At 55.9% G+C, this 21,441-nt stretch carries 21 protein-coding genes; 16 read left to right on the forward strand and 5 right to left on the reverse strand.

Annotated features, from left to right (window positions below; all coding sequences use genetic code 11):
• Window positions 1–42: 42 nt before the first annotated feature.
• The gene (rimO, locus tag WFK59_RS02405) at window positions 43–1,374 is read right to left on the reverse strand and encodes a 30S ribosomal protein S12 methylthiotransferase RimO (RefSeq protein WP_233984771.1); all 1,332 of its coding nucleotides are present in this window, start codon (window positions 1,372–1,374) and stop codon (window positions 43–45) included.
• A 376-nt stretch (window positions 1,375–1,750) separates the two neighbouring features.
• Between rimO and WFK59_RS02410 the strand changes: the two genes are divergently transcribed.
• The 4 genes from WFK59_RS02410 (at window position 1,751) to WFK59_RS02425 (ending at window position 6,265) form a co-directional block, all read left to right on the forward strand.
• Window positions 1,751–2,386, forward strand: a complete 636-nt coding sequence (locus tag WFK59_RS02410; RefSeq protein ID WP_094119346.1) for a carbonic anhydrase — start codon at window positions 1,751–1,753, stop codon at window positions 2,384–2,386.
• A 141-nt stretch (window positions 2,387–2,527) separates the two neighbouring features.
• Window positions 2,528–3,187, forward strand: a complete 660-nt coding sequence (locus WFK59_RS02415) for a DUF3313 domain-containing protein (RefSeq protein ID WP_336754943.1) — start codon at window positions 2,528–2,530, stop codon at window positions 3,185–3,187.
• 243 nt (window positions 3,188–3,430) lie between these two features.
• A complete protein-coding gene (locus tag WFK59_RS02420) occupies window positions 3,431–4,372 on the forward strand; it encodes an Rpn family recombination-promoting nuclease/putative transposase (protein ID WP_336754944.1) in 942 nt (313 codons plus the stop codon).
• Between the two features lie 750 nt (window positions 4,373–5,122).
• On the forward strand, window positions 5,123–6,265 hold the full coding sequence (locus WFK59_RS02425) for a PQQ-dependent sugar dehydrogenase (protein WP_233984769.1): 1,143 nt from the start codon (window positions 5,123–5,125) through the stop codon (window positions 6,263–6,265).
• A gap of 1 nt (window position 6,266) precedes the next feature.
• On the opposite strand, the gene WFK59_RS02430 is transcribed toward WFK59_RS02425, so the two are convergent.
• Entirely contained in the window at window positions 6,267–6,923 is a 657-nt protein-coding gene (locus WFK59_RS02430; protein WP_233984768.1) for an HAD family hydrolase, read from the reverse strand.
• A 273-nt stretch (window positions 6,924–7,196) separates the two neighbouring features.
• Between WFK59_RS02430 and WFK59_RS02435 the strand changes: the two genes are divergently transcribed.
• The gene (locus tag WFK59_RS02435) at window positions 7,197–8,399 is read left to right on the forward strand and encodes a serine hydrolase (protein ID WP_233984767.1); all 1,203 of its coding nucleotides are present in this window, start codon (window positions 7,197–7,199) and stop codon (window positions 8,397–8,399) included.
• A 264-nt stretch (window positions 8,400–8,663) separates the two neighbouring features.
• Here the strand turns inward: WFK59_RS02435 and ybjG are convergent, their stop codons facing one another.
• Both ybjG and WFK59_RS02445 read right to left on the reverse strand, forming a co-directional pair.
• Entirely contained in the window at window positions 8,664–9,269 is a 606-nt protein-coding gene (ybjG, locus tag WFK59_RS02440) for an undecaprenyl-diphosphate phosphatase (RefSeq protein WP_336754945.1), read from the reverse strand.
• A 407-nt stretch (window positions 9,270–9,676) separates the two neighbouring features.
• Window positions 9,677–11,365 (reverse strand): aspartate:alanine antiporter, encoded by a 1,689-nt coding sequence (locus tag WFK59_RS02445; protein ID WP_233984765.1) that lies wholly within the window; start codon window positions 11,363–11,365, stop codon window positions 9,677–9,679.
• 260 nt (window positions 11,366–11,625) lie between these two features.
• Between WFK59_RS02445 and ybjM the strand changes: the two genes are divergently transcribed.
• Window positions 11,626–11,991: an inner membrane protein YbjM gene (ybjM, locus tag WFK59_RS02450; RefSeq protein ID WP_233984764.1), complete on the forward strand. Its 366-nt coding sequence runs from the start codon at window positions 11,626–11,628 to the stop codon at window positions 11,989–11,991.
• 136 nt (window positions 11,992–12,127) lie between these two features.
• Here ybjM and WFK59_RS02455 read toward each other — a convergent pair whose 3' ends face one another.
• A complete protein-coding gene (locus WFK59_RS02455) occupies window positions 12,128–12,391 on the reverse strand; it encodes a GrxA family glutaredoxin (protein WP_094119337.1) in 264 nt (87 codons plus the stop codon).
• Window positions 12,392–12,636: 245 nt separating this feature from the next.
• Between WFK59_RS02455 and WFK59_RS02460 the strand changes: the two genes are divergently transcribed.
• The 10 genes from WFK59_RS02460 to rlmC all read left to right on the forward strand — a co-directional run bounded on the left by WFK59_RS02460 (window position 12,637) and on the right by rlmC (window position 21,414).
• Window positions 12,637–12,888: a DUF1418 family protein gene (locus WFK59_RS02460; RefSeq protein ID WP_233984763.1), complete on the forward strand. Its 252-nt coding sequence runs from the start codon at window positions 12,637–12,639 to the stop codon at window positions 12,886–12,888.
• Between the two features lie 16 nt (window positions 12,889–12,904).
• Window positions 12,905–13,627 (forward strand): oxygen-insensitive NADPH nitroreductase, encoded by a 723-nt coding sequence (gene nfsA / locus WFK59_RS02465; protein WP_233984762.1) that lies wholly within the window; start codon window positions 12,905–12,907, stop codon window positions 13,625–13,627.
• A 21-nt stretch (window positions 13,628–13,648) separates the two neighbouring features.
• Window positions 13,649–14,551 (forward strand): 30S ribosomal protein S6--L-glutamate ligase, encoded by a 903-nt coding sequence (rimK, locus tag WFK59_RS02470; RefSeq protein ID WP_336754946.1) that lies wholly within the window; start codon window positions 13,649–13,651, stop codon window positions 14,549–14,551.
• 86 nt (window positions 14,552–14,637) lie between these two features.
• Window positions 14,638–15,117, forward strand: a complete 480-nt coding sequence (locus tag WFK59_RS02475) for a YbjN domain-containing protein (protein WP_094119333.1) — start codon at window positions 14,638–14,640, stop codon at window positions 15,115–15,117.
• Window positions 15,118–15,511: 394 nt separating this feature from the next.
• A complete protein-coding gene (potF, locus tag WFK59_RS02480; RefSeq protein WP_233984760.1) occupies window positions 15,512–16,621 on the forward strand; it encodes a spermidine/putrescine ABC transporter substrate-binding protein PotF in 1,110 nt (369 codons plus the stop codon).
• 122 nt (window positions 16,622–16,743) lie between these two features.
• Window positions 16,744–17,877, forward strand: coding sequence for a putrescine ABC transporter ATP-binding subunit PotG (gene potG / locus WFK59_RS02485; RefSeq protein WP_094119332.1), 1,134 nt, complete (start codon window positions 16,744–16,746; stop codon window positions 17,875–17,877).
• Between the two features lie 9 nt (window positions 17,878–17,886).
• The gene (potH, locus tag WFK59_RS02490) at window positions 17,887–18,849 is read left to right on the forward strand and encodes a putrescine ABC transporter permease PotH (protein ID WP_010254421.1); all 963 of its coding nucleotides are present in this window, start codon (window positions 17,887–17,889) and stop codon (window positions 18,847–18,849) included.
• Window positions 18,846–19,691 carry a putrescine ABC transporter permease PotI gene (gene potI / locus WFK59_RS02495; protein WP_031376999.1) on the forward strand — a complete coding sequence of 282 codons (846 nt, stop codon included), beginning with the start codon at window positions 18,846–18,848 and terminating at the stop codon, window positions 19,689–19,691. Before potH ends, potI begins: the two co-directional genes overlap by 4 nt.
• 76 nt (window positions 19,692–19,767) lie before the next feature.
• Window positions 19,768–20,235: a YbjO family protein gene (locus WFK59_RS02500; RefSeq protein WP_233988203.1), complete on the forward strand. Its 468-nt coding sequence runs from the start codon at window positions 19,768–19,770 to the stop codon at window positions 20,233–20,235.
• Window positions 20,236–20,283: 48 nt separating this feature from the next.
• The gene (rlmC, locus tag WFK59_RS02505) at window positions 20,284–21,414 is read left to right on the forward strand and encodes a 23S rRNA (uracil(747)-C(5))-methyltransferase RlmC (RefSeq protein WP_336754947.1); all 1,131 of its coding nucleotides are present in this window, start codon (window positions 20,284–20,286) and stop codon (window positions 21,412–21,414) included.
• Window positions 21,415–21,441: the final 27 nt, after the last annotated feature.

The following is a 21,441-nucleotide window of genomic DNA, read 5'->3' on the forward strand; positions in this document are numbered from 1 at the left end:
CGGCGGCGCGTCACAGGCTACTCCCCGCCGGACAGGATGGATTTATACCCGGCTCGCCCAGAGATCGTACTCGTCGGCATGGTCGACTTTAACCCTTAGCATATCGCCCGGTTTGACGTTGCGCTCGCCGTTCAGATAGACCGCGCCGTCAATTTCCGGGGCATCAGCCATACTGCGGCCAATCGCGCCTTCCTCGTCCACCTCATCAATAATCACCAGAATCTCACGACCAACTTTCTCCTGCAGACGTTCGGCTGAGATCTGCTGTTGCAACTGCATAAAGCGATCGTAACGCTGCTGCTTCACCGATTCATCGACCGGATCGGGCAGCTGATTCGCGGTCGCGCCTTCCACCGGGCTGTACTGGAAACAGCCCACCCGATCGAGACGCGCCTCTTTGATAAAGTCGAGCAGCAGCTGGAAGTCCTCTTCGGTCTCGCCGGGAAAGCCGACGATGAAGGTAGAGCGCAGCGTCAGTTCCGGGCAGATTTCACGCCAGCGCTTGATCCGCTCCAGCGTGCGTTCCACTGCGCCAGGACGCTTCATCAGCTTCAGAATGCGCGGGCTGGCGTGCTGCAACGGAATATCGAGATAGGGCAGAATTTTGCCGGCCGCCATCAGCGGAATGACCTCATCCACGTGCGGGTAAGGATAGACGTAGTGCAGACGCACCCAGACGCCGAGTTTCGCCAGTTGCTCACACAGGCTGACCATGCTGGTTTTCACCGGCGAGCCGTTCCAGAAACCGGTGCGATGCTTAACATCCACGCCATAAGCGGAGGTATCCTGCGAAATCACCAGCAGCTCTTTAACGCCCGCTTCAACCAGCCGTTTAGCCTCATCCAGTACCTCGCCGACGGCGCGGCTGTCGAGATCGCCACGCATTGACGGGATGATGCAGAAGGTGCAGCGATGGTTGCAGCCTTCGGAAATTTTCAGATAGGCGTAGTGACGTGGGGTCAGCTTCACGCCCTGTTCCGGCACCAGGCTGAGAAACGGATTGTGCTGAGGCTTCGGCACGTAGCGATGGACGTGCGACAACACCTGCTCATAGCTGTGCGGACCGGTGATCTCCAGCACTTTCGGATGCACTTCACGAATCTGATCAACTTTTGCACCGAGACAGCCGGTGACAATCACCTTGCCGTTTTCATTCAGCGCTTCGCCAATCGCCTCAAGCGACTCCTGGACAGCACTGTCGATAAATCCACAGGTGTTGACGATGACGATTTCAGCATCGTCATAGCGCGGCACCACATCATAGCCCTCGGTGCGCAGTTCGGTGAGGATGCGCTCGGAGTCAACGAGGTTTTTGGGGCAGCCGAGCGAGACGAATCCGACCCGTGGCGGCAAGGTTTTTGTTGTATCAGACATGGCTCTGTTTCCGGTTCAGCACAGCGATGGCGCGGGATTCTACCTGTGTTGCAGAAAAAATTGTAGCGTTATCTGTAAGGGATTAGCGGCGTGTAAAGGTGTGAAAAAACTGGTAAAACCTGGCCCGCTGATCGGGTGAAAAAGTGCGGGCGGCGGGCAGGGCAAATTTCCAGTAACTCCCGGTGCTGTAAAAAGAAAATCACCGTACAGCAGGTAAATAGCGATTTAAGCGAAACGCTGACAGAACGCAGCAAAAAACAGCCTTAGGAAATCGCCGGTTGATATTCACTTGTTTTCATTAATAATAAACGGGCAAATCAACACTGAAGGGGCTATGCCCTTCAGGTAACGACGTGGATAATGTGAGAGCTAAATAATGAAAGAGATCATCAATGGATTTCTGAATTTCCAGCAGAATGTGTTTCCTGAAAGGAAGGATCTTTTCAAAAGCCTGGCGTCAAATCAAAATCCCAAAGCGCTGTTTATCTCCTGTTCTGACAGCCGGCTGGTGCCGGAACTGGTAACGCAGCAGGAGCCGGGCGAGCTGTTCGTTATCCGCAATGCGGGCAACATTGTGCCTTCGTTTGGCCCGGAGCCGGGCGGCGTCTCAGCGACCATCGAATACGCGGTGGTCGCGTTGGGTGTCTCCGACATCATCATCTGTGGTCACTCTAACTGCGGTGCGATGAATGCTATCGCCTCCTGCGCCTGCATGGATACCATGCCCGCGGTCGAGCACTGGCTGCGCTATGCCGACGCGGCAAAAGCGGTGGTGGAGCAGCGCAACTATGACTCGCCAGAGAAAAAGCTGAATGAGATGGTGAAAGAGAACGTCATCGCTCAGCTCAATAACATGAAAACCCATCCTTCCGTGTCGGTGGCGCTGCGTAACGGTAAACTGCGTCTGCATGGCTGGGTATACGATATTGAAACCGGCACCATCATGGCACTGACGCACGGCGGTAAAGAGTTTATTACCCTGTCAGAAAACCCTGATACCTGTTTCGAGTAACCTGCCTGCCCGCTGCAGTCTGCAGCGGGTCATTCCCGCTATTCAGAGCAGATAACCCATTAAAATAACGATTATTTTTACTGTTTCCCGCCTGATTTACTCTATGCTTGCCTGAACCTTCCTGATATAAGCGAGTCGATGATGCGTAAACCTTCCGTGGCTGCTCTGCTGGCGGTCTCTGTTCTGCTGCTCAGTGGTTGTACTTCTCATGTTGCTGACAAGCAGCAATATTCAGGCTTTTTAGGTGATTACAGCCAGCTGAAGCCCACTGAGTCGGCCAGCGGCCAGCCGACTTTGCGCTGGATCTCACCCGACTATCAAAGCGGCCAGTATAAGGATGTGCTCTATACGCCACTGGTCTACTATCCGGCAGCCCATCCCACCGCACGCATCAGTCAGCAAACGCTGGATCAGGTGCTGAGTTATACCGACATTCAGTTAAAAGGCGCTATCGCGACCCGCCGACCGCTGACAAATCAGGCGACGCCGCACACCCTGAAAGTGCGGGCCGCCATCACCGCCGTGTCAGCGGAGAACCAGGGAGTGCAATTCTATGAGGTGGTGCCGGTAGCGGCAGTGGTGGCGAGCACCATGGCCGCATCGGGCCATCGTACCCAGAACAGCGAGCTGTTTCTGGAGATTGAAGCCAGCGATGCGGTAACCGGCAAACCGCTGATCCGGGTAGTGCGTAAAGCGTTCGGCAAAACGGTCAGTAACAGCAATACGCCGATCACGTTTGAAGATCTCAAGCCGGGTATCAATACTATGGTGCGTGATACGGTAAGTTTTAACGCGCCGTAAACCTGCGAGATTAACGGGTGGTATTCGGGTTTTAACCGGCAGTCAGCGCGCCTGTTCCCCGTGTGAGCGGGGATAACCGTCTCCATTTCGGGGGCCGCCGATCACTGGCTTGCAAAAAATGACGATGAAACGGCTGTCCAAGCGGGTTCCTCCCGCTGTCTGGAATTTCGTTCGTCAGCCGGTGCGATGGCGAGGCATACGGCCTGTGATATCCTATGCGTGTGATGATCAGAGTCAGGCCCGATGAAAAAAAAGAACAGCACACCCACGCCCCACGATGCCACATTCCGGCAGTTTCTCACGCAGCCGGACATTGCCCGTGACTTTATGGAACTGCACCTGCCCGCAAAGCTGCGTGCACTCTGTGACCTCAGTACTCTGAAGCTGGAATCGGGTTCGTTCGTTGAAGACGACCTGCGTCAGTATTTCAGCGACGTTCTCTATAGCCTGAAGACCACGGCTGGCGACGGTTATATACACGTGCTGGTTGAACACCAGTCTACGCCGGACAGGCATATGGCGTTCAGGCTGATGCGATACGCCGTGGCGGCCATGCAGCGCCATCTTGAGGTTGGCCATAAGGCGCTGCCACTGGTGATACCGGTGCTGTTCTATACCGGCAAGCGCAGTCCTTATCCGTACTCAACGCGCTGGCTCGATGAGTTCAATGATCCGGCGCTGGCAGAAAACCTCTATGGCAGCGCTTTTCCCCTGGTGGATGTAACGGTCATTCCGGACGATGAGATTATGGGGCACCGCAGCATGGCGGCGCTGACGCTGTTACAAAAGCATATTCACCAGCGAGACATCGCCAGCCTGACCGATCGGCTGGCCACATTACTGATGGCGGATTATCTTTCTTCACCCCAGGTAACAGCGCTGATACACTATTTACTTCAGGCAGGTGAGTCAGCTGACTCTGAAGCCTTTATTCGCGAACTGGCACAGCGTGTGCCGCAACACGGAGACGCACTTATGACCATCGCACAACAGCTGGAGCAGAAGGGCATCGAGAAGGGCATCGAGAAGGGCATTCAGCTTGGTGAACAACGAGGCATTGAGAAAGGCGAGCGCGAAGCCACGCTGAAAATTGCCCGTACCATGCTGCAGAACGGCATTGACCGTACTACCGTCCAGAAAATGACCGGTCTTTCAGAAGACGAACTGACACAAATCCGACACTAAAACCAGCAGTCGGGTTGGGTAAGGAAGGTCAGAATTATGATGGATATATCAGCGGTAACAGCAAAAATTAAACGCGTCAGATGCAGAGCGTTTTTCTCCGGTCAGGACTTTAAGCTGATACCGGAAAACTAATTAAACCCGATCTCACCCGTCGGGTTTTTTTATGCCCATCATTTGCCGCCGGCTATCCTCAGTTCCAGCCGACAGACTGTAAGACCATGAGTACGGAACCTGTGGCCTTGCTGAGCACAATCGCGATGTGGTTGCTGGATTATCAGTCTGGGAATTAAGATTTATATCTTTGATATCAGATCAATAGCGTGAAACTGCGGCGGATTCCTGCCGGACCTTAACGAATAACATCCTCATGCACTCTTCGCGGGTTTGAAGACAGTTGTGCCGGATGAGGACCTTAATCATCTTGCCCGCTGATACCGGAATAAGGTGATGATTGACTGAGCTGCGATGAGTGGAAATCCCCTAAGCCCGCCCGGCGCTGTTGAGTGGGAGCAACCCGATTTCAGGTACGGACTCACGACTACAGGTTGTTGCTGCTCGCGTCGTGAAGTTTTCCACGCGCCCCTGAATATGAACCGAAACCAGGCTACGGCTGGCATTGTTGGTAGCCTGTTCTCCACATCATCAGGGCGACAGACCGCTGTCGCCCAGTTTAATCTTTTGTAAATCCTCAGCATCATCGCACTGCGGCTGACTACGCTTAAGGGCATTCCATCCCGTCAGGAGAACGCTATGGTTCGTGTCGCTCGCGCGTTATTGTTCAGTGGTTCACTTATGGTCGCCTTGCCGCTGCTGGCGGCAGAACAGCAGGTCGAGGTGCAGCTGTTACAGGATAAGTTACAACATCCATGGTCCGTGGCGTTTCTGCCCGACAACCAGACCCTGCTGATTACCGAACGCAGCGGCCAGTTGCGCAGCTGGAATCCGGAACGCGGTCTGTCGCAGCCGATCACCGGCGTGCCGCAGGTCTGGGCGCAGCGGCAGAGCGGCCTGCTGGATGTGGTGCTGGCACCCGATTTTGCCAGCAGTCGCCGCGTCTGGCTGAGTTACACCGAAGCCAACAGCAGCGGTAAAGCGGGCGCGGTAGTGGGCGTCGGGACCCTGAGCGAGGATAACCGGCAACTGCGCGATTTCCGCGTGGTGATTCGCCAGACGCCGATGCTCTCCAGCGGCAACAATATCGGCACCCGCCTGGCGTTCGATAAGCAGGGTTTTCTATGGATCGCCTTTGGCGACAACTTTGCCAGCAGTACGGCCCAGCATCTCGATAAGCTGCAGGGGAAATTGCTGCGGCTGAATGCCGATGGCAGCGTGCCCGACGATAATCCGTTTGTGAAGCAGAGCGGGGCGCGCCCGGAGATCTGGGCTTATGGTTTGCGTAATCCGCAGGGCCTGGCACTCAATCCGTGGACCGGCACGATATGGGAAAACGAGCATGGTCCGCGCGGCGGCGATGAAGTGAATATCATCGCTAAAGGGAAAAACTACGGCTGGCCGCTGGCTACCTACGGTATCGATTACAGCGGTGACAAAGTCCCGGAATCGAAAGGGACGCACGCTGCCGGAACCGAGCAGCCGATCTATCACTGGAAAGATTCGCCCGCCATCAGCGGCATGGCGTTCTATAACAGCGCCCGCTTCCCGCAGTGGAAGAACTCGCTGTTTATCGGCGCGCTGAAAGAGAAAAACCTGATCCGGCTGAGCATTAACGGTGAAAAAGTGGTGGAGGAGCAGCGTCTGCTCAGCGACCAGAACGCACGCATTCGTGATGTGCGGCAGGGACCGGATGGCTATCTCTATGTGCTGACCGATGAGGCCAATGGGAAACTACTCAAAGTGGGGTTAGCGCAGGACGCCAGCGCGTCCCGCGGCTAGCTTAACGGGCCCAGTGGCAGATCTGCCATCCGCGATTTAACGCTTCCTGATGCAGCATCGCATCAGGGTTGATCACATGCGCATGATCGGCCTGCTCCAGTAACGGCAGGTCGTTCATTGAGTCGCTATAAGCCCAGGTGCGGCCAAAAGATTCGCTCTGCTGTAACGCTTTCCAGTCACCGAGCCGTGTCACTTTGCCCTCTTTGTAGGTCATGGTGCCGTAGGTCTTGCCACTGTAACGCTCATCCACGATCTCGACGCCGATAGCCAGCGCGCCGCAGGCACCCAGCTGATGGGCAATCGGTACCACCAGATGCTCACCACTGGCGGAGATAATCATCACTCTGTCGCCGCGAGCCTGGTGCCACTGGATGCGTTCACGCGCTGCGGGGTAGACGCGCGGCATGATGTCGCGATGGATAAAGCGACGCACCCAGCCTTCAACGGTCAGGGTCGCCATTCCGGCCAGCGGGGCCAGCGTGGTGTTCATGTACTCTTCAATGGAGAGCGTGCCGGCATAATACTGTGCCATTAATGCCTGTTCCTGGTCGATCAGCTCGCGCGGGGCGAAGCCCTGCGAAACCAGCCAGCGTAACCACAGGCCGGTGCTGTCTTCACTAATAAGCGTCTCATCCAGATCAAAAAGGGCTAAGTCCATGGTCGGTCTCCTCGGCTGACTGGCTTTCAGGTTAGCTGATATTTGTGACCGGCTTAACTGTTCTGCGAAAAATCGGAATTGCACGCATTTTTGATGACGACAGAGCGGGGTGAAACTGGCACGCGCGCGGCAGGGATGCCAGGGTTACTCTACTAAACTCTAAAAAACTTTACGATTCGGCGGTTTTTTTCACTGCCGCCAACGGTTAGCGTTCTCAGTGGAGGTTTTCTGCCTTCAGAATTCCGATTTAATAAGGACAATCCGGTCAAGCCCATGACAAACTCTCGCGTTGCTTCTCGCCTGCGGCTACTTGCTGCCACCTCTTTACTTCTTATCGTCCCGATCGGCGCCTTTGCTGAACAGGCACCGGCCGCGCCAGGCATTGATGCCAAAGCCTGGATACTGATGGATTACGCCAGCGGCAAAGTGCTCGCTGAATCAAACGCCGATCAGCGTCTCGATCCCGCCAGCCTGACCAAAATGATGACCAGCTACGTGGTGGGTCAGGCGATCAAAGCCGGCAAAATTAAGCCGGACGATCTGGTTACGGTTGGGCAGGACGCCTGGGCGACCGGTAACCCTAAGCTGCGCGGCTCATCGCTGATGTTTTTAAAGCCGGGCGATCGCATTCCGGTCCATGAGCTGAATAAAGGCATTGTGATCCAGTCCGGTAATGACGCCTGTATCGCTCTGGCGGATTACGTGGCGGGCAGTCAGGATTCGTTTATCGGCCTGATGAACAACTACGGTAAAGCGCTGGGGCTACAGAACACCCACTTTATGACAGTGCACGGGCTGGATGCGGAAGGACAGTACAGTACGGCGCGCGATATGGCGTTAATTGCTCAGGCGCTGATCCGTGACGTGCCGGAAGAATATGCGCTGAATAAAGAGAAAGAGTTCACCTTCAATAAAATTCGCCAGATGAACCGCAACCGCCTGCTGTGGAGCACTAATCTCAAGGTCGACGGTGTCAAAACCGGCCACACTTCCGGTGCCGGTAATAATCTGGTGGCTTCAGCAACCGAAGGTGATATGCGGCTGATTTCGGTGGTGCTGGGCACCGCAAGCGATGCGATTCGTTTCCGCGAAAGTGAAAAACTGCTCACCTGGGGCTTCCGCTTCTATGAAACCGTGACGCCGATTAAGGCCGACGCGCCGTTTGCCCAGCAGCGGGTCTGGTTTGGCGACCAGAGTCAGGTCAATCTTGGTGTGTCAAAAGATGCCGCGCTGACCATTCCGAAAGGGCAGATGAAGAACCTCAAGGCGAGCTTTAAGCTCAATTCGCCACAGCTGGAAGCGCCACTGAAGAAGAATCAGGTGGTCGGCACCATCGATTTCCAGCTGGATGGCAAAACCATCGACCAGCGTCCGCTGGTGGTGTTGCAGGAGGTGCCGGAAGGCGGCTTCTTCAGCCGGATAGTTGATTTCGTGATGATGAAATTCAATGGCTGGTTTGGCAAGTGGTTTTCATAAAAGAGCAGGGACACAGGCTCGTTCTGCGTTGACCAGGAAACAAGGTCAGTTCGCAAAGTCGCTAAAGCCATCTATGGCCGCTCGGTCCGCACAATTACGCACCTCATCCCTGAGGTGCGCCCGTTGCCGGGCCAACGCTTCGCGTTGTTCAGAAACGCTCCCGGCGTTTTTATCCGGGCGGCGGGACGCTTTCCTCCTCTGACGCTGTTCCCTGCGGTAAATCCGGGTTTGCCAACGTGCCGGGGACGCCGTGGCGTCCCTTTTTTAATCCTGTATCCAGCCTTTGCGAATCGGCAGAGCAAACAGTGCGCGGTAGAGCGGGTTAATCACCGCCAGCATCCGGTTACCATAGATCTGCCAGGCCAGATGGGAGGCCAGGCAGCTCAGCAAACCGACCAGGAAACCGCCCAGCATATCCAGTGGCCAGTGGACGCCCAGATAGATGCGTGACCAGGCGATGGCGATACCCGCCAGCATCAGCACCACGCCGGACCACAACCGATGCCAGAACACAAACGCCAGCGCAAAGGTAAAAATGGTGGTGCCGTGATCGCTGGGATAGGAGTCATCTGCCGCATGGTGCAGGAACTGGTAACCGAGTCCAATCGCGAACGGACGAGGATGCGGTAATAGCTGGCCGACACACCAGGAGATTGCCAGCGCATAAAGCAGCGCCATGCCGGTTTTTAACACCAGCACCCGCTGTGACGAGACCTGATCACGCGGTCCCCATAGCCACAGCGCGACGATTAAGAGCGGCACGATGGCAATCAGATCTTTGGCGATAAAGGTGGCCAGCTGTAGCAGCCAGGCGGGTGACGCGGGTGTGGCATTGATGGCGATAAACAGTGAGCGGTTGAGTTCTTCCATTATAGGGGGCATTCCTCTGCAAACAGGCCGCTAATCAACGGCGGCGTCATCCAGACGGGCAGACACAGCCTGACTATCGCGGCAAATCAAAAGTCAGCGACGACGCGCTAACCAAAATATTCAGCACAAATTGCTAACAGCACCGGCACACTATCCTGCTTTTTTACCCTGACTTTCACCATAGCCGGGCTCTTAATCTGCATACGAGTTGCTTAACGGTTTAAGTTTGGTCGTGACACGACGGCTTTTCAGACCAGAAAGGGCGCAGCGTGGCGGAAAAAGGGCATAAAAAAACCCGCCGGGAAAAAGACCAGCGGGCTCCACAATTTGGGGATTTCAAAGAAAAGCAGTGGCACTTATTCAGACTGCCCCTTAATAAAAAAGTTCTGGACGCAGCCAAAAAAATTTTATAAGGGCAAAAGTGGCCAGACAATCACGATCAGCGTACCGGCCAGCGTCAGCAGGACGTTAGCAATTGCATAAGTCCCGGCATAGCCCAGCGCCGGAATATTGCTGCGGGCGGTATCACTGATGATCTCCATCGCCGGCGCGCAGGTGCGTGCGCCCATGATTGCGCCGAACAGCAGCGCGCGGTTCATGCGCAGAACGTAGGCACCAAACAGATAACAGATGATCACCGGGATCAGGCTGACCAGCAATCCACACAGCAGCATCAGGGCGCCGTCACTGCTGATGCCGTGATTGATACCGCTACCGGCACTCAATCCTACGCCCGCCATAAAGACCATCAGCCCGAACTCTTTCACCATGGTGAGCGCGCCCTGTGGAATGTAGCCAAAGGTAGGATGGTTAGCACGCAGGAAGCCGAGCATGATGCCGGCAAACAGCAGACCGGCTGCGTTACCGATGCCAAAACTGAAATTGCTGAACTGAAAGGTAATCAGACCAATCATCAGACCGACAATAAAGAAGGCGCAGAAGGCCAGCAGATCGGTCATCTGACTGTGAATAGCGATAAAGCCGATGCGATCGGCCACGCTTTTAACCCGTCGTGCTTCGCCGCTGACCTGCAACACATCGCCTTTGTTCAGCATGATGCTGTCATCGATCGGCATCTCAATCTGGCTGCGAATCACCCGGTTCAGGAAGCAGCCATGATCGGTAAGGTTCAGTTTGCTCAGCCGCTTGTTTACCGCATTGTGGTTTTTCACCACAATCTCTTCGGTCACAATGCGCATATCCAGCAGATCGCGGTCAAACACCTCTTTGCCGTTACGGAAGCTGGGATCGAGACGGGCGTGCGCATCGGGATAGCCAACCAGCGAGATGTCATCGCCCAGCTGCAGCACCGCATCGCCATCCGGGCTGGCGAGAATACCGTTACGACGGATACGCTCGATGTAGCAGCCGGTCTGACGATAGATACCGAGTTCGCGCAGGTTTTTGCCGCCGCTCCACGCCACCAGTTCCGGGCCGACGCGATAAGCGCGGATCACCGGTAAAAAGACTTTTCGCTGGCTGTCGGCATCCAGCCCGCGCTCGCGCGCGATCTGCTGGGCGCAGGTCGGCAGATCCTGATGCTGCAGTCGCGGCAGATAGCGCGCGCCAAAAATCAGGCTCACCAGGCCAATCAGATAGGTCACCGCGTAGCCGAGGCTGAGCTGGTCCTGCATTAATCCCAGCTGTTTACTGTCGCTGATACTTTGCCGCAGCGTATCGCCGGCCCCGACCAGCACTGGCGTAGAGGTCATTGAACCCGCCAGCATGCCCGCAGTCAGCCCGATATCCCAGCCAAACAGTTTACCCAGACCCAGCGCCAGAATCAGCGCGCTGACCACCATCACAATCGCCAGCATGAAGTAGTTTTTGCCGTCGCGGAAGAAGATAGAGAAGAAGTTGGGACCCGCCTCGACGCCGACACAAAAAATAAACAGCATAAAACCAAGACTCAGTGCATCGGTATTGATCGTAAAATGCTGTTGCCCCAGTAATAGCGACACCACCAGTACGCCAATCGAATTTCCCAGCTGTACCGAGCCCAGACGCAATTTCCCCAGACAAAGGCCGAGCGCCAAAACGACAAATAATAACAAAACGTCATTTCCACTTAACAATTCTGCGACGTTAATATTCACTGTTTAACTTCTTGTTTACGTGTAACCTGTTGAAGAGTGGCCTGTTTTTCGCTATCTTGAGCAAGCCGTCGGGGTTGTATTGTATCAATGCTGCAAATGAAACCGTTGTAGCGGCCGCTATTCTAATCAGAAATAACTTCCTCAGCTATTGGCTAATTTCATTCGTTAACACAACGGACTGTTTCTTTTTATTTCCACCTTTACGCAGCAGGGTTAAAGGCGAGTTTTATCCTGGTCATTTTTTTAGTCAGCGAGGTGATATGCCGCAGCGTTCTTATCTCTGGACGACCCGTCTGTGTGGCGTGGTGCTATATAGTCTGGTGTTTGTTTTTACCGTCCACTTCTGGCAGGCGGGTCCTGATCCCCTGCGCGGTCAGCCAGAACTGCTGCTGTTTATACTGCCCGGGTTTGTGATGGCGTTAATGCAGGTGAAGAGTCCGCTAAAAAGTACCTTGCTGATGGCGCTGTGGGGCACGCTGCTGGCCGCGCTGCTGTTACACACGACGCTGCTGAACCACTCCAGCGGGCTGTTTGTGGTGGCCTGGAGTGTCAGCGCCATGTTCTGGGCCGGCTGCGGCGCGCTGCTGGTACGTCTGATGCAGATTGTGCTGGCATCGCTGAATTAAACCGCACAGCGCAGTAACGCACGCCAGCCGTCCCGTCATCAAAGGCCGAAGGCGATTCTGCCCGCAGTGGCGCAGCAAAAAGGCGAGACCGCTAACCGCGTCTCGCCTTTTTTATTATCGTGCCAGGGATCGGAGATTAGGCGACGAAGCCCAGGTTCTCTTTGGTCCACGCGGCGAACTCGGTGTAACCGCCGACGTGTTGATCATCCAGGAAAATCTGTGGCACGGTGGTGACCGGTTTACCGGCACTGGCTTCCAGATCCGCTTTAGTGATGCCTTCCGCCTGAATATCGACGTACTGATAGCTAAAATCATCACGCTCAGCAGTGAGTTTATCAGCCAGCTCTTTAGCGCGGACACAGTAAGGGCAGCCTGGGCGACCAAAAATTACAGCAATCATGAAGAACTCCTTGCAGCATGGCGTGTGATCTAAGTCACACAATAAAACTGAGAATGGTAACCATCATGCCCGCTCGTATCGCTTAAAGAAAGCAGGATTTGCCTGTTAGTCTGATGCCCGCCACCTATAGCGGCGGCCCTGTCGCCGGCCCCGCGCCAGTGCGACTTTCACCTGCCAGCGGTGGGCAATTTTCCGGTTGTTAACCATAATTGACGCTCAATAACCGGCTACGGCAGGAGAAGACAATGCAGAATGTCACCCGATTACCCCGGATGGTGTTGGTGGCGGAAGCGCTTGGCGGCCTGATGATTCTGGCTGCGCTGCTGCTGGTGAACCGCTGGCTGCCCGCGCCCGGCACGCTGGATGCGAAAGCGCTGGCGACCGGGCTGTTTATCGCCGGGATTGTCCTGATGCTGCCCGCCGCCTGGCTATTAATGTGGCGCACCGCAAAAGCGATTGCGCCGCAGTTGTTTAACCATACTGACAAAAAAAGATAATGTTGCTGGAGACTTTATGACACCGACCATTGATTTACTGTGCAGCCACCGCTCCATTCGCGCCTTTACTGACCAGCCGGTCAGCGAAGCGCAGCGTGAAGCGATTCTTAATGCGGCGCAATCGGCGTCCACATCCAGTTTTTTGCAGTGCTCTTCGATTATCCGCATCACTGACAAAGGGCTGCGCGACCAGCTGGTGACCCTGACTGGCGGCCAGTCGTGGGTGGCCGATGCGGCGGAATTCTGGGTCTTCTGCGCGGACTTTAATCGTCATCTGCAAATCTGCCCGGATGCGCAACTGGGCCGCGCTGAGCAGCTGCTGCTGGGCTGTGTTGATACCGCGCTGATGGCGCAGAATGCGATGGTCGCGGCCGAATCGCTGGATCTGGGCGGCGTCTTTATTGGCGGTATCCGTAATAACATCGCCGAGGTCACCACGCTGCTGGGCCTGCCAAAATTTGTGCTGCCGCTGTTTGGTTTTTGCCTCGGTCATCCGGAATCAAAGCCGGACGTTAAACCGCGTATGCCCCACGCCATGCTGGTGCATGAGAACCGCTACCAGCCGCTCGATCCCGCGGTGCTGGCCGAATATGACAGCCGCACTGAGCTCTATTATCAGCATCGTGACAGCAACCCACGTAGCGAAACCTGGAGTGAACTGATTCAGCGGCTGATTATTAAAGAAACGCGTCCGTTTATGCTGGACTACCTGCATCAGCAGGGATGGGCAACCCGCTAAGCTGAACGCCGGGGGCAGACGATGAAAATAGCGATTCTGTCTTGCGATGAAACGCTTTACTCCTCCCGGCGGCTGCGTGAGGCGGCGGAAGCGCGCGGACATCAGGTGCAAATCATCGATCCGCTCTCCTGCTACATGAACATCAATCCCGCCTCGCCAGCGGTGCACTATTGCGGTGAACCGCTCGGCCACTTTGATGCGGTGATTCCGCGCATCGGTAACCTGACAACCTTTTACGGTACCGCGGTGCTGCGTCAGTTTGAGATGGGCGGCAGCTACCCGCTGAATGAGTCAGCGGCGATCACCCGCGCACGCGACAAATTGCGCTCGCTGCAACTGCTGGCGCGTGAGGGGATCGATATGCCGGTTACCGGCTTCGCCTCCTCGCCAGATGATACCGACGATCTGATCGCTATGGTGGGCGGCGCGCCGCTGGTAGTGAAGCTGGTGGAAGGGACCCAGGGCATCGGCGTGGTGCTGGCCGAAACGCGTCAGGCGGCGGAAAGCGTCATCGATGCGTTTCGCGGACTGAACGCCCATATTCTGGTGCAGGAATTTATCAAAGAGGCGCGCGGGCGCGATATTCGCTGTCTGGTGATTGGTCAGCAGGTGGTGGCGGCGATTGAGCGGGTGGCGAAAGAGGGCGATTTTCGATCCAATCTGCATCGCGGCGGGAAAGCGTATCCCATCACTATCACCGATCAGGAGCGGCAGATCGCCGTCAAAGCGGCGACCACGCTGGGGCTGGAGGTGGCCGGCGTCGATATTCTGCGCGCCGATCGCGGTCCACTGGTGATGGAAGTGAATGCCTCGCCGGGCCTGGAAGGAATAGAGACCACCAGCGGTCTGGACATCGCCGGATTGATGATCGGCTGGATTGAGCGGCAGGCTAGCACCGGGCTCCGTCCTAAAACCGCGGGCTGACACGCGCTTTTCAGCGGTTTTCGTGGCATCGACGCGCATTTTTCCGTAAGCTAAGTCGCCTGTTTATCACCCCATGGGATTTTACGATGGATTCTCTTGTCGTTCCGGATATCGACCTGTTGCGTCGCTGGCTGGATCAGCAAAATATCACCTGGTTCGAATGCGATGCCTGTCAGGCACTTCATCTGCCGCACATGCAAAACTTCGACGGGGTGTTTGACGCCAAAATCGATCTGGTCGACAACGTCATTCTGTTTTCGGCGCTGGCTGAAGTGAAGCCTACAGCGTTGATTCCTCTGGTGGGCGACCTGTCGCAAATCAATGCCAGTTCGCTGACGGTGAAAGCGTTTATCGACATTCAGGATGATAACCTGCCGAAGCTGATTGTCTGTCAGTCAATGACCATCACCGCAGGGTTAACCTTTGGTCAGTTCTCGCACTTTATGAAACAGAGCGAAGAGCAGATCTCAATGGTGATCCTGGAGGCGTTTGCCAACAATCTGCTGATGATTGGTGAAGAAGAAGAGCATGTACCGATGACCAGCGTCCATTCGGTGCTGCATTAAGCGCTTAACTGACCCAATCGCCAATCAAGCCGTCCCTGTGACGGCTTTTTTTATCTCCGCCGCGCCCGATTGCCATAATTTTTTATTCTGCATTTTGCCCTTTAGTGCCAGATATTTGTCGTTCTTTATGCCAGTAAAGCCGAACCTCATAGCTTAAACATGCATAAAATATCGCTTTTAGGCGTTTTTTACGCTGAGGTCTGGTGCAGCCTGAGCCGGGGGGCTATTCTTGCGGGGGCTGTGACAGCCGCGTAACTGCGCAACAGCTAATGGTTTTTGCTATTACACTTCCGCTGAATAATGATTCATTGTGTCACTGACTTTACACACAGAACGCAACGTATGGATCTCTGGTTTGCAGCGTTGTGATGACCCGCTCAGGAGGATGGAAAACATGTTCAACCAACGTCAGAAATGGTTGTCAGGTGTGGTAGCTGGCGTGCTGATGGCCGCGTCTGCCAGCACCATGGCGGAAGATAAAACGCTGCACGTCTACAACTGGTCCGATTATATCTCGCCAGATACCGTGCCGAATTTTGAAAAGCAGTCCGGCATCAAAGTGGTCTACGACGTGTTTGACTCCAATGAAGTGCTGGAAGGCAAACTGATGGCGGGCAGCACCGGCTACGACGTGGTGGTGCCATCCTCCAGCTTCCTGGCGCGTCAGCTGCAGTCCGGCGTGTTCCAGCCGCTGGATAAGAGCAAGCTGCCGAACTACAAAAACCTCGATCCGGCGCTGATGGAAAAAGTGGCGCAGCACGATCCGGGCAATAAGTACGCCATTCCTTACCTGTGGGGCACCACCGGTATTGGTTACAACATCGAAAAAGTGAAAGCGGTACTCGGCGCAGACGCACCGGTCAACAGCTGGGATCTGGTGATGAAGCCGGAGAATCTGGAGAAGCTGAAAAGCTGTGGCGTCTCTTTCCTCGATGCGCCGGAAGAGATTTTCGCTACCGTACTCAACTATCTGGGCAAAGATCCCAACAGTTCTGATGCCAAAGATTATTCCGGCGCGGCCACCGATCTGCTGCTGAAACTGCGTCCGAATATTCGTTATTTCCACTCGTCGCAGTACATCAACGATCTGGCTAATGGCAATATCTGCGTGGCGATTGGCTGGTCCGGCGACATCCTGCAGGCGAAAAACCGGGCAGATGAAGCGAAAAACGGCGTGCACCTGGGTTACAGCGTGCCGAAAGAGGGCGCGCTGGCCTTCTTCGATATGATGGCGATTCCGAAGGACGCGAAGAATCTTGACGGTGCCTACGCCTGGCTGAACTACATCATGGACCCGAAAGTGATCGCTGACGTCTCCAACAAGATGAACTACGCCAACGGCAATAAAGCCTCGCTGCCGCTGATCAATGCAGATGTGCGTAACAACCCAGGCATCTTCCCGACGCCGGAAGCGATGTCGAAATTGTTCGTGCTGAAAGTTCAGGATCCGAAACTGGATCGTGTGCGTACCCGCGCATGGACTAAAGTAAAAAGTGGTAAGTAATTCGTTCTGAACGGATTGACTGATTACGCATCAGCAACAGAGGCGCAGTGTCGGCCTCTGTTGTGCCATTTTAGCGGCGGATTTTGCCGCGAGGTTCCGCCTGGCTCCGGAGAGATACGTTAGTGAACGATGCCATTCCCCGTCCTCAAACTAAGACCGCAAAGGCGTTAACGCCGCTGCTGGAAATTCGCAACCTGACAAAATCCTTCGACGGCCAGCACGCTGTGGATGATGTCAGTCTGACCATTTACAAAGGCGAGATTTTTGCCCTGCTGGGCGCGTCGGGCTGTGGTAAATCCACTCTGCTGCGGATGCTGGCCGGTTTCGAACCGCCAACCAGCGGCCAGATCGTGCTGGATGGTCAGGATCTGTCGCACGTGGCGCCTTATCAGCGCCCAATCAATATGATGTTTCAGTCTTACGCGCTGTTTCCGCACATGACGGTGGAGCAAAACATCGCCTTTGGCCTGAAGCAGGATAAGTTGCCGAAGGGCGAAATCGCCAGTCGGGTGGCGGAAATGCTGGCGCTGGTGCACATGCAGGAATTTGCAAAGCGTAAGCCACATCAGCTTTCCGGCGGTCAGCGTCAGCGTGTGGCGCTGGCCCGGAGCCTGGCGAAACGGCCTAAGCTGCTGCTGCTGGATGAGCCGATGGGCGCGCTGGACAAGAAGCTGCGTGACCGTATGCAGCTGGAAGTGGTGGATATCCTGGAGCGTGTCGGCGCCACCTGCGTGATGGTGACCCACGATCAGGAAGAGGCGATGACCATGGCGGGCCGCATCGCCATTATGAATCGCGGCAAGTTTGTACAGATTGGCGAGCCGGAAGAGATCTATGAGCATCCGACCAGCCGCTACAGCGCCGAATTTATCGGTTCGGTGAACGTCTTCGAAGGGCTGCTGCGTGAACGTCAGGCGGATGGTCTGGTGATCGACAGTCCCGGTCTGGTGCACCCGCTGAAGGTCGACTCTGATGTCTCGGTGGTGGATAACGTGCCGGTTCACGTCGCGCTGCGACCGGAAAAAGTGATGCTGTGCGATGAGGTGCCGGCTGATGGCTGCAACTTCGCCGTCGGTGAAGTGGTTCACATCGCCTATCTCGGTGACCTGTCGATTTTCCATGTCCGTCTGCACAGCGGACAGATGATCAGCGCACAGTTACAAAACGCGCATCGCTACCGCAAAGGGTTGCCGACCTGGGGCGATGAAGTCCGCCTCTGCTGGGAAAGCGACAGCTGCGTGGTGTTGACGGTTTAAGGAGCGGCTATGAGCCAGATTTTCCAACGCGCCAAAGCGCCCGCCCGGCTGGTCGGCACGCCGCTGCAACGCTGGGCCACGCGGATTAAGATGCAGCACGGCCGCAAGCTGGTGATCGCCTTACCTTATGTCTGGCTGGTGCTGTTGTTTCTGCTGCCGTTTCTGACGGTGCTGAAGATCAGCTTCGCGGACATTGCGCGAGCGATCCCTCCTTACACCGAGCTGGTGAGCTGGGCAGACGATCAGTTTAGTATTGTGCTCAATTTCGGCAACTACCTGACGCTGACCGACGATCCGCTCTATGTCGACGCTTATCTGCAGTCGCTGAAGGTGGCGGCGATCTCGACGGTAATCTGTCTGCTGATTGGCTATCCGCTCGCCTGGGCGGTGGCGCACAGCAAGCCGTCGATGCGCACCATTTTGCTGCTGCTGGTGATCCTGCCATCCTGGACCTCGTTTCTGGTGCGGGTCTACGCCTGGATGGGGCTGCTGAACAACAACGGCATTCTGAATCGCTTTCTGCTGTGGCTGGGCGTGATCGATCATCCGCTGGTGATCCTCTATACCAATACCGCGGTCTATATCGGCATCGTTTACTGCTATCTGCCGTTTATGGTGCTGCCGATCTACACCGCGCTGACGCGTATCGACTACTCGCTGGTGGAAGCGTCGCTGGATCTGGGCGCGCGTCCGCTGAAGACCTTTTTCAGCGTGATTGTCCCGCTGACCAAAGGCGGCATTATTGCCGGTTCGATGCTGGTATTTATTCCGGCGGTCGGTGAATACGTCATCCCGGAACTGCTCGGCGGCCCGGACAGCATCATGATTGGCCGTATTTTGTGGCAGGAGTTCTTTAACAACCGTGACTGGCCGGTCGCCTCGGCGCTGGCGGTGATTATCCTGCTGATCCTGATTCTGCCGATCATCTGGTTCCATAAGCATCAAAACCGTGAGATGGGGGAGAAGGCATGAATAACTTGCCAACCATTCGCTCGCCCTGGCGTACCGGCATTCTGGTCTGCTGTTTCCTGTTCCTCTATGCGCCGATGTTGCTGCTGGTGGTTTACTCCTTCAACAGCTCACAGCTGGTAACGGTATGGGACAGCTTCTCTTTCCACTGGTATCGGGTGCTGTTCCAGGATAGCGCGATGATCGATGCGGTGATGCTGAGCCTGAGCATCGCCGCGCTCTCCGCTACCATGGCGGTGGTGCTGGGGACGCTGGCAGCCGTCATCATCGTGCGCTTTGGCCGTTTCCGCGGCCATAACGGCTTTGCGTTTATGCTGACCGCGCCGCTGGTGATGCCTGACGTGATTACCGGGCTGTCGCTGCTGCTGCTGTTTGTGGCGATGGGGAACGCCTTCGGCTGGCCGAGCGAGCGCGGAATGCTGACCATCTGGCTGGCGCACGTCACTTTCTGTACCGCCTATGTCGCGGTGGTGATCAATTCGCGACTGCGCGAACTGGACCGGTCGATTGAAGAGGCGGCGATGGATCTGGGCGCAACGCCGCTGAAGGTCTTCTTCGTGATTACCGTGCCGATGATCGCCCCGGCTATCGTCACCGGCTGGCTGCTGGCGTTTACGCTGTCACTCGACGATCTGGTGATTTCCAGCTTTGTGACCGGGCCTGGCGCCACCACCTTGCCGATGGCGATTTTTGCCACTGTGCGGCGTGGCGTCAATCCGGAGATCAACGCGCTGGCCTCGCTGATCCTGTTTGTGGTCGGTTTAGTCGGTTTTATCGCCTGGCGGGTGATGGCACATGAAGAAAAACAACGTTTAAGCGATATTCAGAAAGCTAAACGTGGCTGAAATCCGTAACCTTTGCCACTATAAGAACGGGCTGGTTTTTACCGGCCCGTTTTTCGATCGGCTGGAGTCACGGACTATGTCAGAAATCTTTAAAAACAGCAGCACGCTCTCCGAGGCACCGGTGCCGGTCACCGTGGCGGGCATTGCCATTATTGCCACGCGTTGCCTGAGCGTAGTGATGCTGGCCAATGAACTTGGCTACAGCGAGCTGGCCAACTTTGTCCACCGCAGCGCCCAGGCCTGGGACTCCACCTTTATCTTTGTCGCCAGTCAGCTGATCTTCCTGTTCGAACTGCGTTGCGCCTTCACCCTGATGCGCGGCAGCAACCGCGGGCGCTGGGGATATGTCGCCACGCAGGTGATTGTGCTGGGCTATATGCTGATGGCGTCGATGGGCTGGATCTACCCGGAGATCTTCAGCATTGATGGCGACAACAATCGCCAGATCGTCCACCACACCCTGCTGCAAAAGCTCCCTGATCTGCTGGTGCTGTTGCTGCTGTTTGTGCCGCTCAGCAGTCGCGCATTTTTCAGCAAGCGATGATACAATCGCGCTCCGCCCGACCTCTCCACCGTTAATACAGGCTTTCCCATGCATTGCGCGCTCTATGACGCTAACCGTTGCCGCTCCTGTCAGTGGCTGGAAAAACCCTATCCGCAACAGCTGACCGATAAACAGTCCTGGCTGGAACAGCTGCTGGCTCAACAGCCGGTCGCGCAGTGGTTGCCACCGATCACCTCGCCGCAACAGGCGTTTCGTAATAAAGCCAAAATGGTAGTCAGCGGCAGCGTGGAACGCCCGGTATTCGGCATGGTGCAGCGGGATGGCGAGGCGATCGACCTGTGCGACTGTCCGCTCTATCCAGCCAGTTTTCAGCCGGTATTTACTGCGCTGCGGCCGTTTATCGCCCGCGCCGGTCTGACGCCCTATAACGTGGCGCGCAAACGGGGCGAGCTAAAGTACCTGTTGCTCACGGAGAGTCAGCAGGGCGGCATGATGCTGCGCTTTGTGTTGCGTTCCACCACTAAGCTGGAACAGCTGCGTGCGGCGCTGCCGGAACTGCAACAGCAGTTGCCGCAGCTGATGGTCATCTCAGCCAATATTCAGCCGGTGCACATGGCGATTCTGGAAGGGGAGCAGGAAATAGCGCTGACGCCGGCGCAGTCGCTGGCGGAAAACTTTAACGGCGTACCGCTGTGGATCCGTCCACAGAGTTTCTTCCAGACCAATCCGCAGGTCGCCAGCGCGCTCTACGCCACGGCACGTCAATGGGTGCGGGAATTGTCGGTCACCAGCATGTGGGATCTGTTTTGCGGCGTGGGCGGATTTGGCCTGCACTGCGCCACCCCTGAGATGCAGCTGACCGGTATTGAAATCAGCGCCGAGGCGATTAAATGCGCTCAGCGTTCAGCGCAGATGATGGGGCTGGAAAAGGTGCAGTTTGCCGCGCTGGATTCGACCGCGTTTGCTACCGGTCGTGATGCGGTACCGCAGCTGGTGCTGGTGAATCCACCGCGTCGCGGCATTGGCGCTGAACTGTGTGACTATCTCAGTCAGATGGCGCCCGATTACCTGCTCTATTCCAGCTGCAATCCGCAGACGCTGGCGCAAGACGTGGCCCGGCTGAGCGACTATCAGCTGAGCAAAGTGCAGCTGTTTGATATGTTTCCACACACTGCCCATTTTGAAGTGCTGGCGCTGTTAACCCGCCAGCCGCGCTAAGCTGCGGACTCAGGTAGTGAGCCCGCG

Origin of the sequence: Pantoea sp. USHLN298 (genome assembly GCF_037149395.1) — a bacterium.
Lineage (GTDB): Bacteria > Pseudomonadota > Gammaproteobacteria > Enterobacterales > Enterobacteriaceae > Pantoea > Pantoea astica.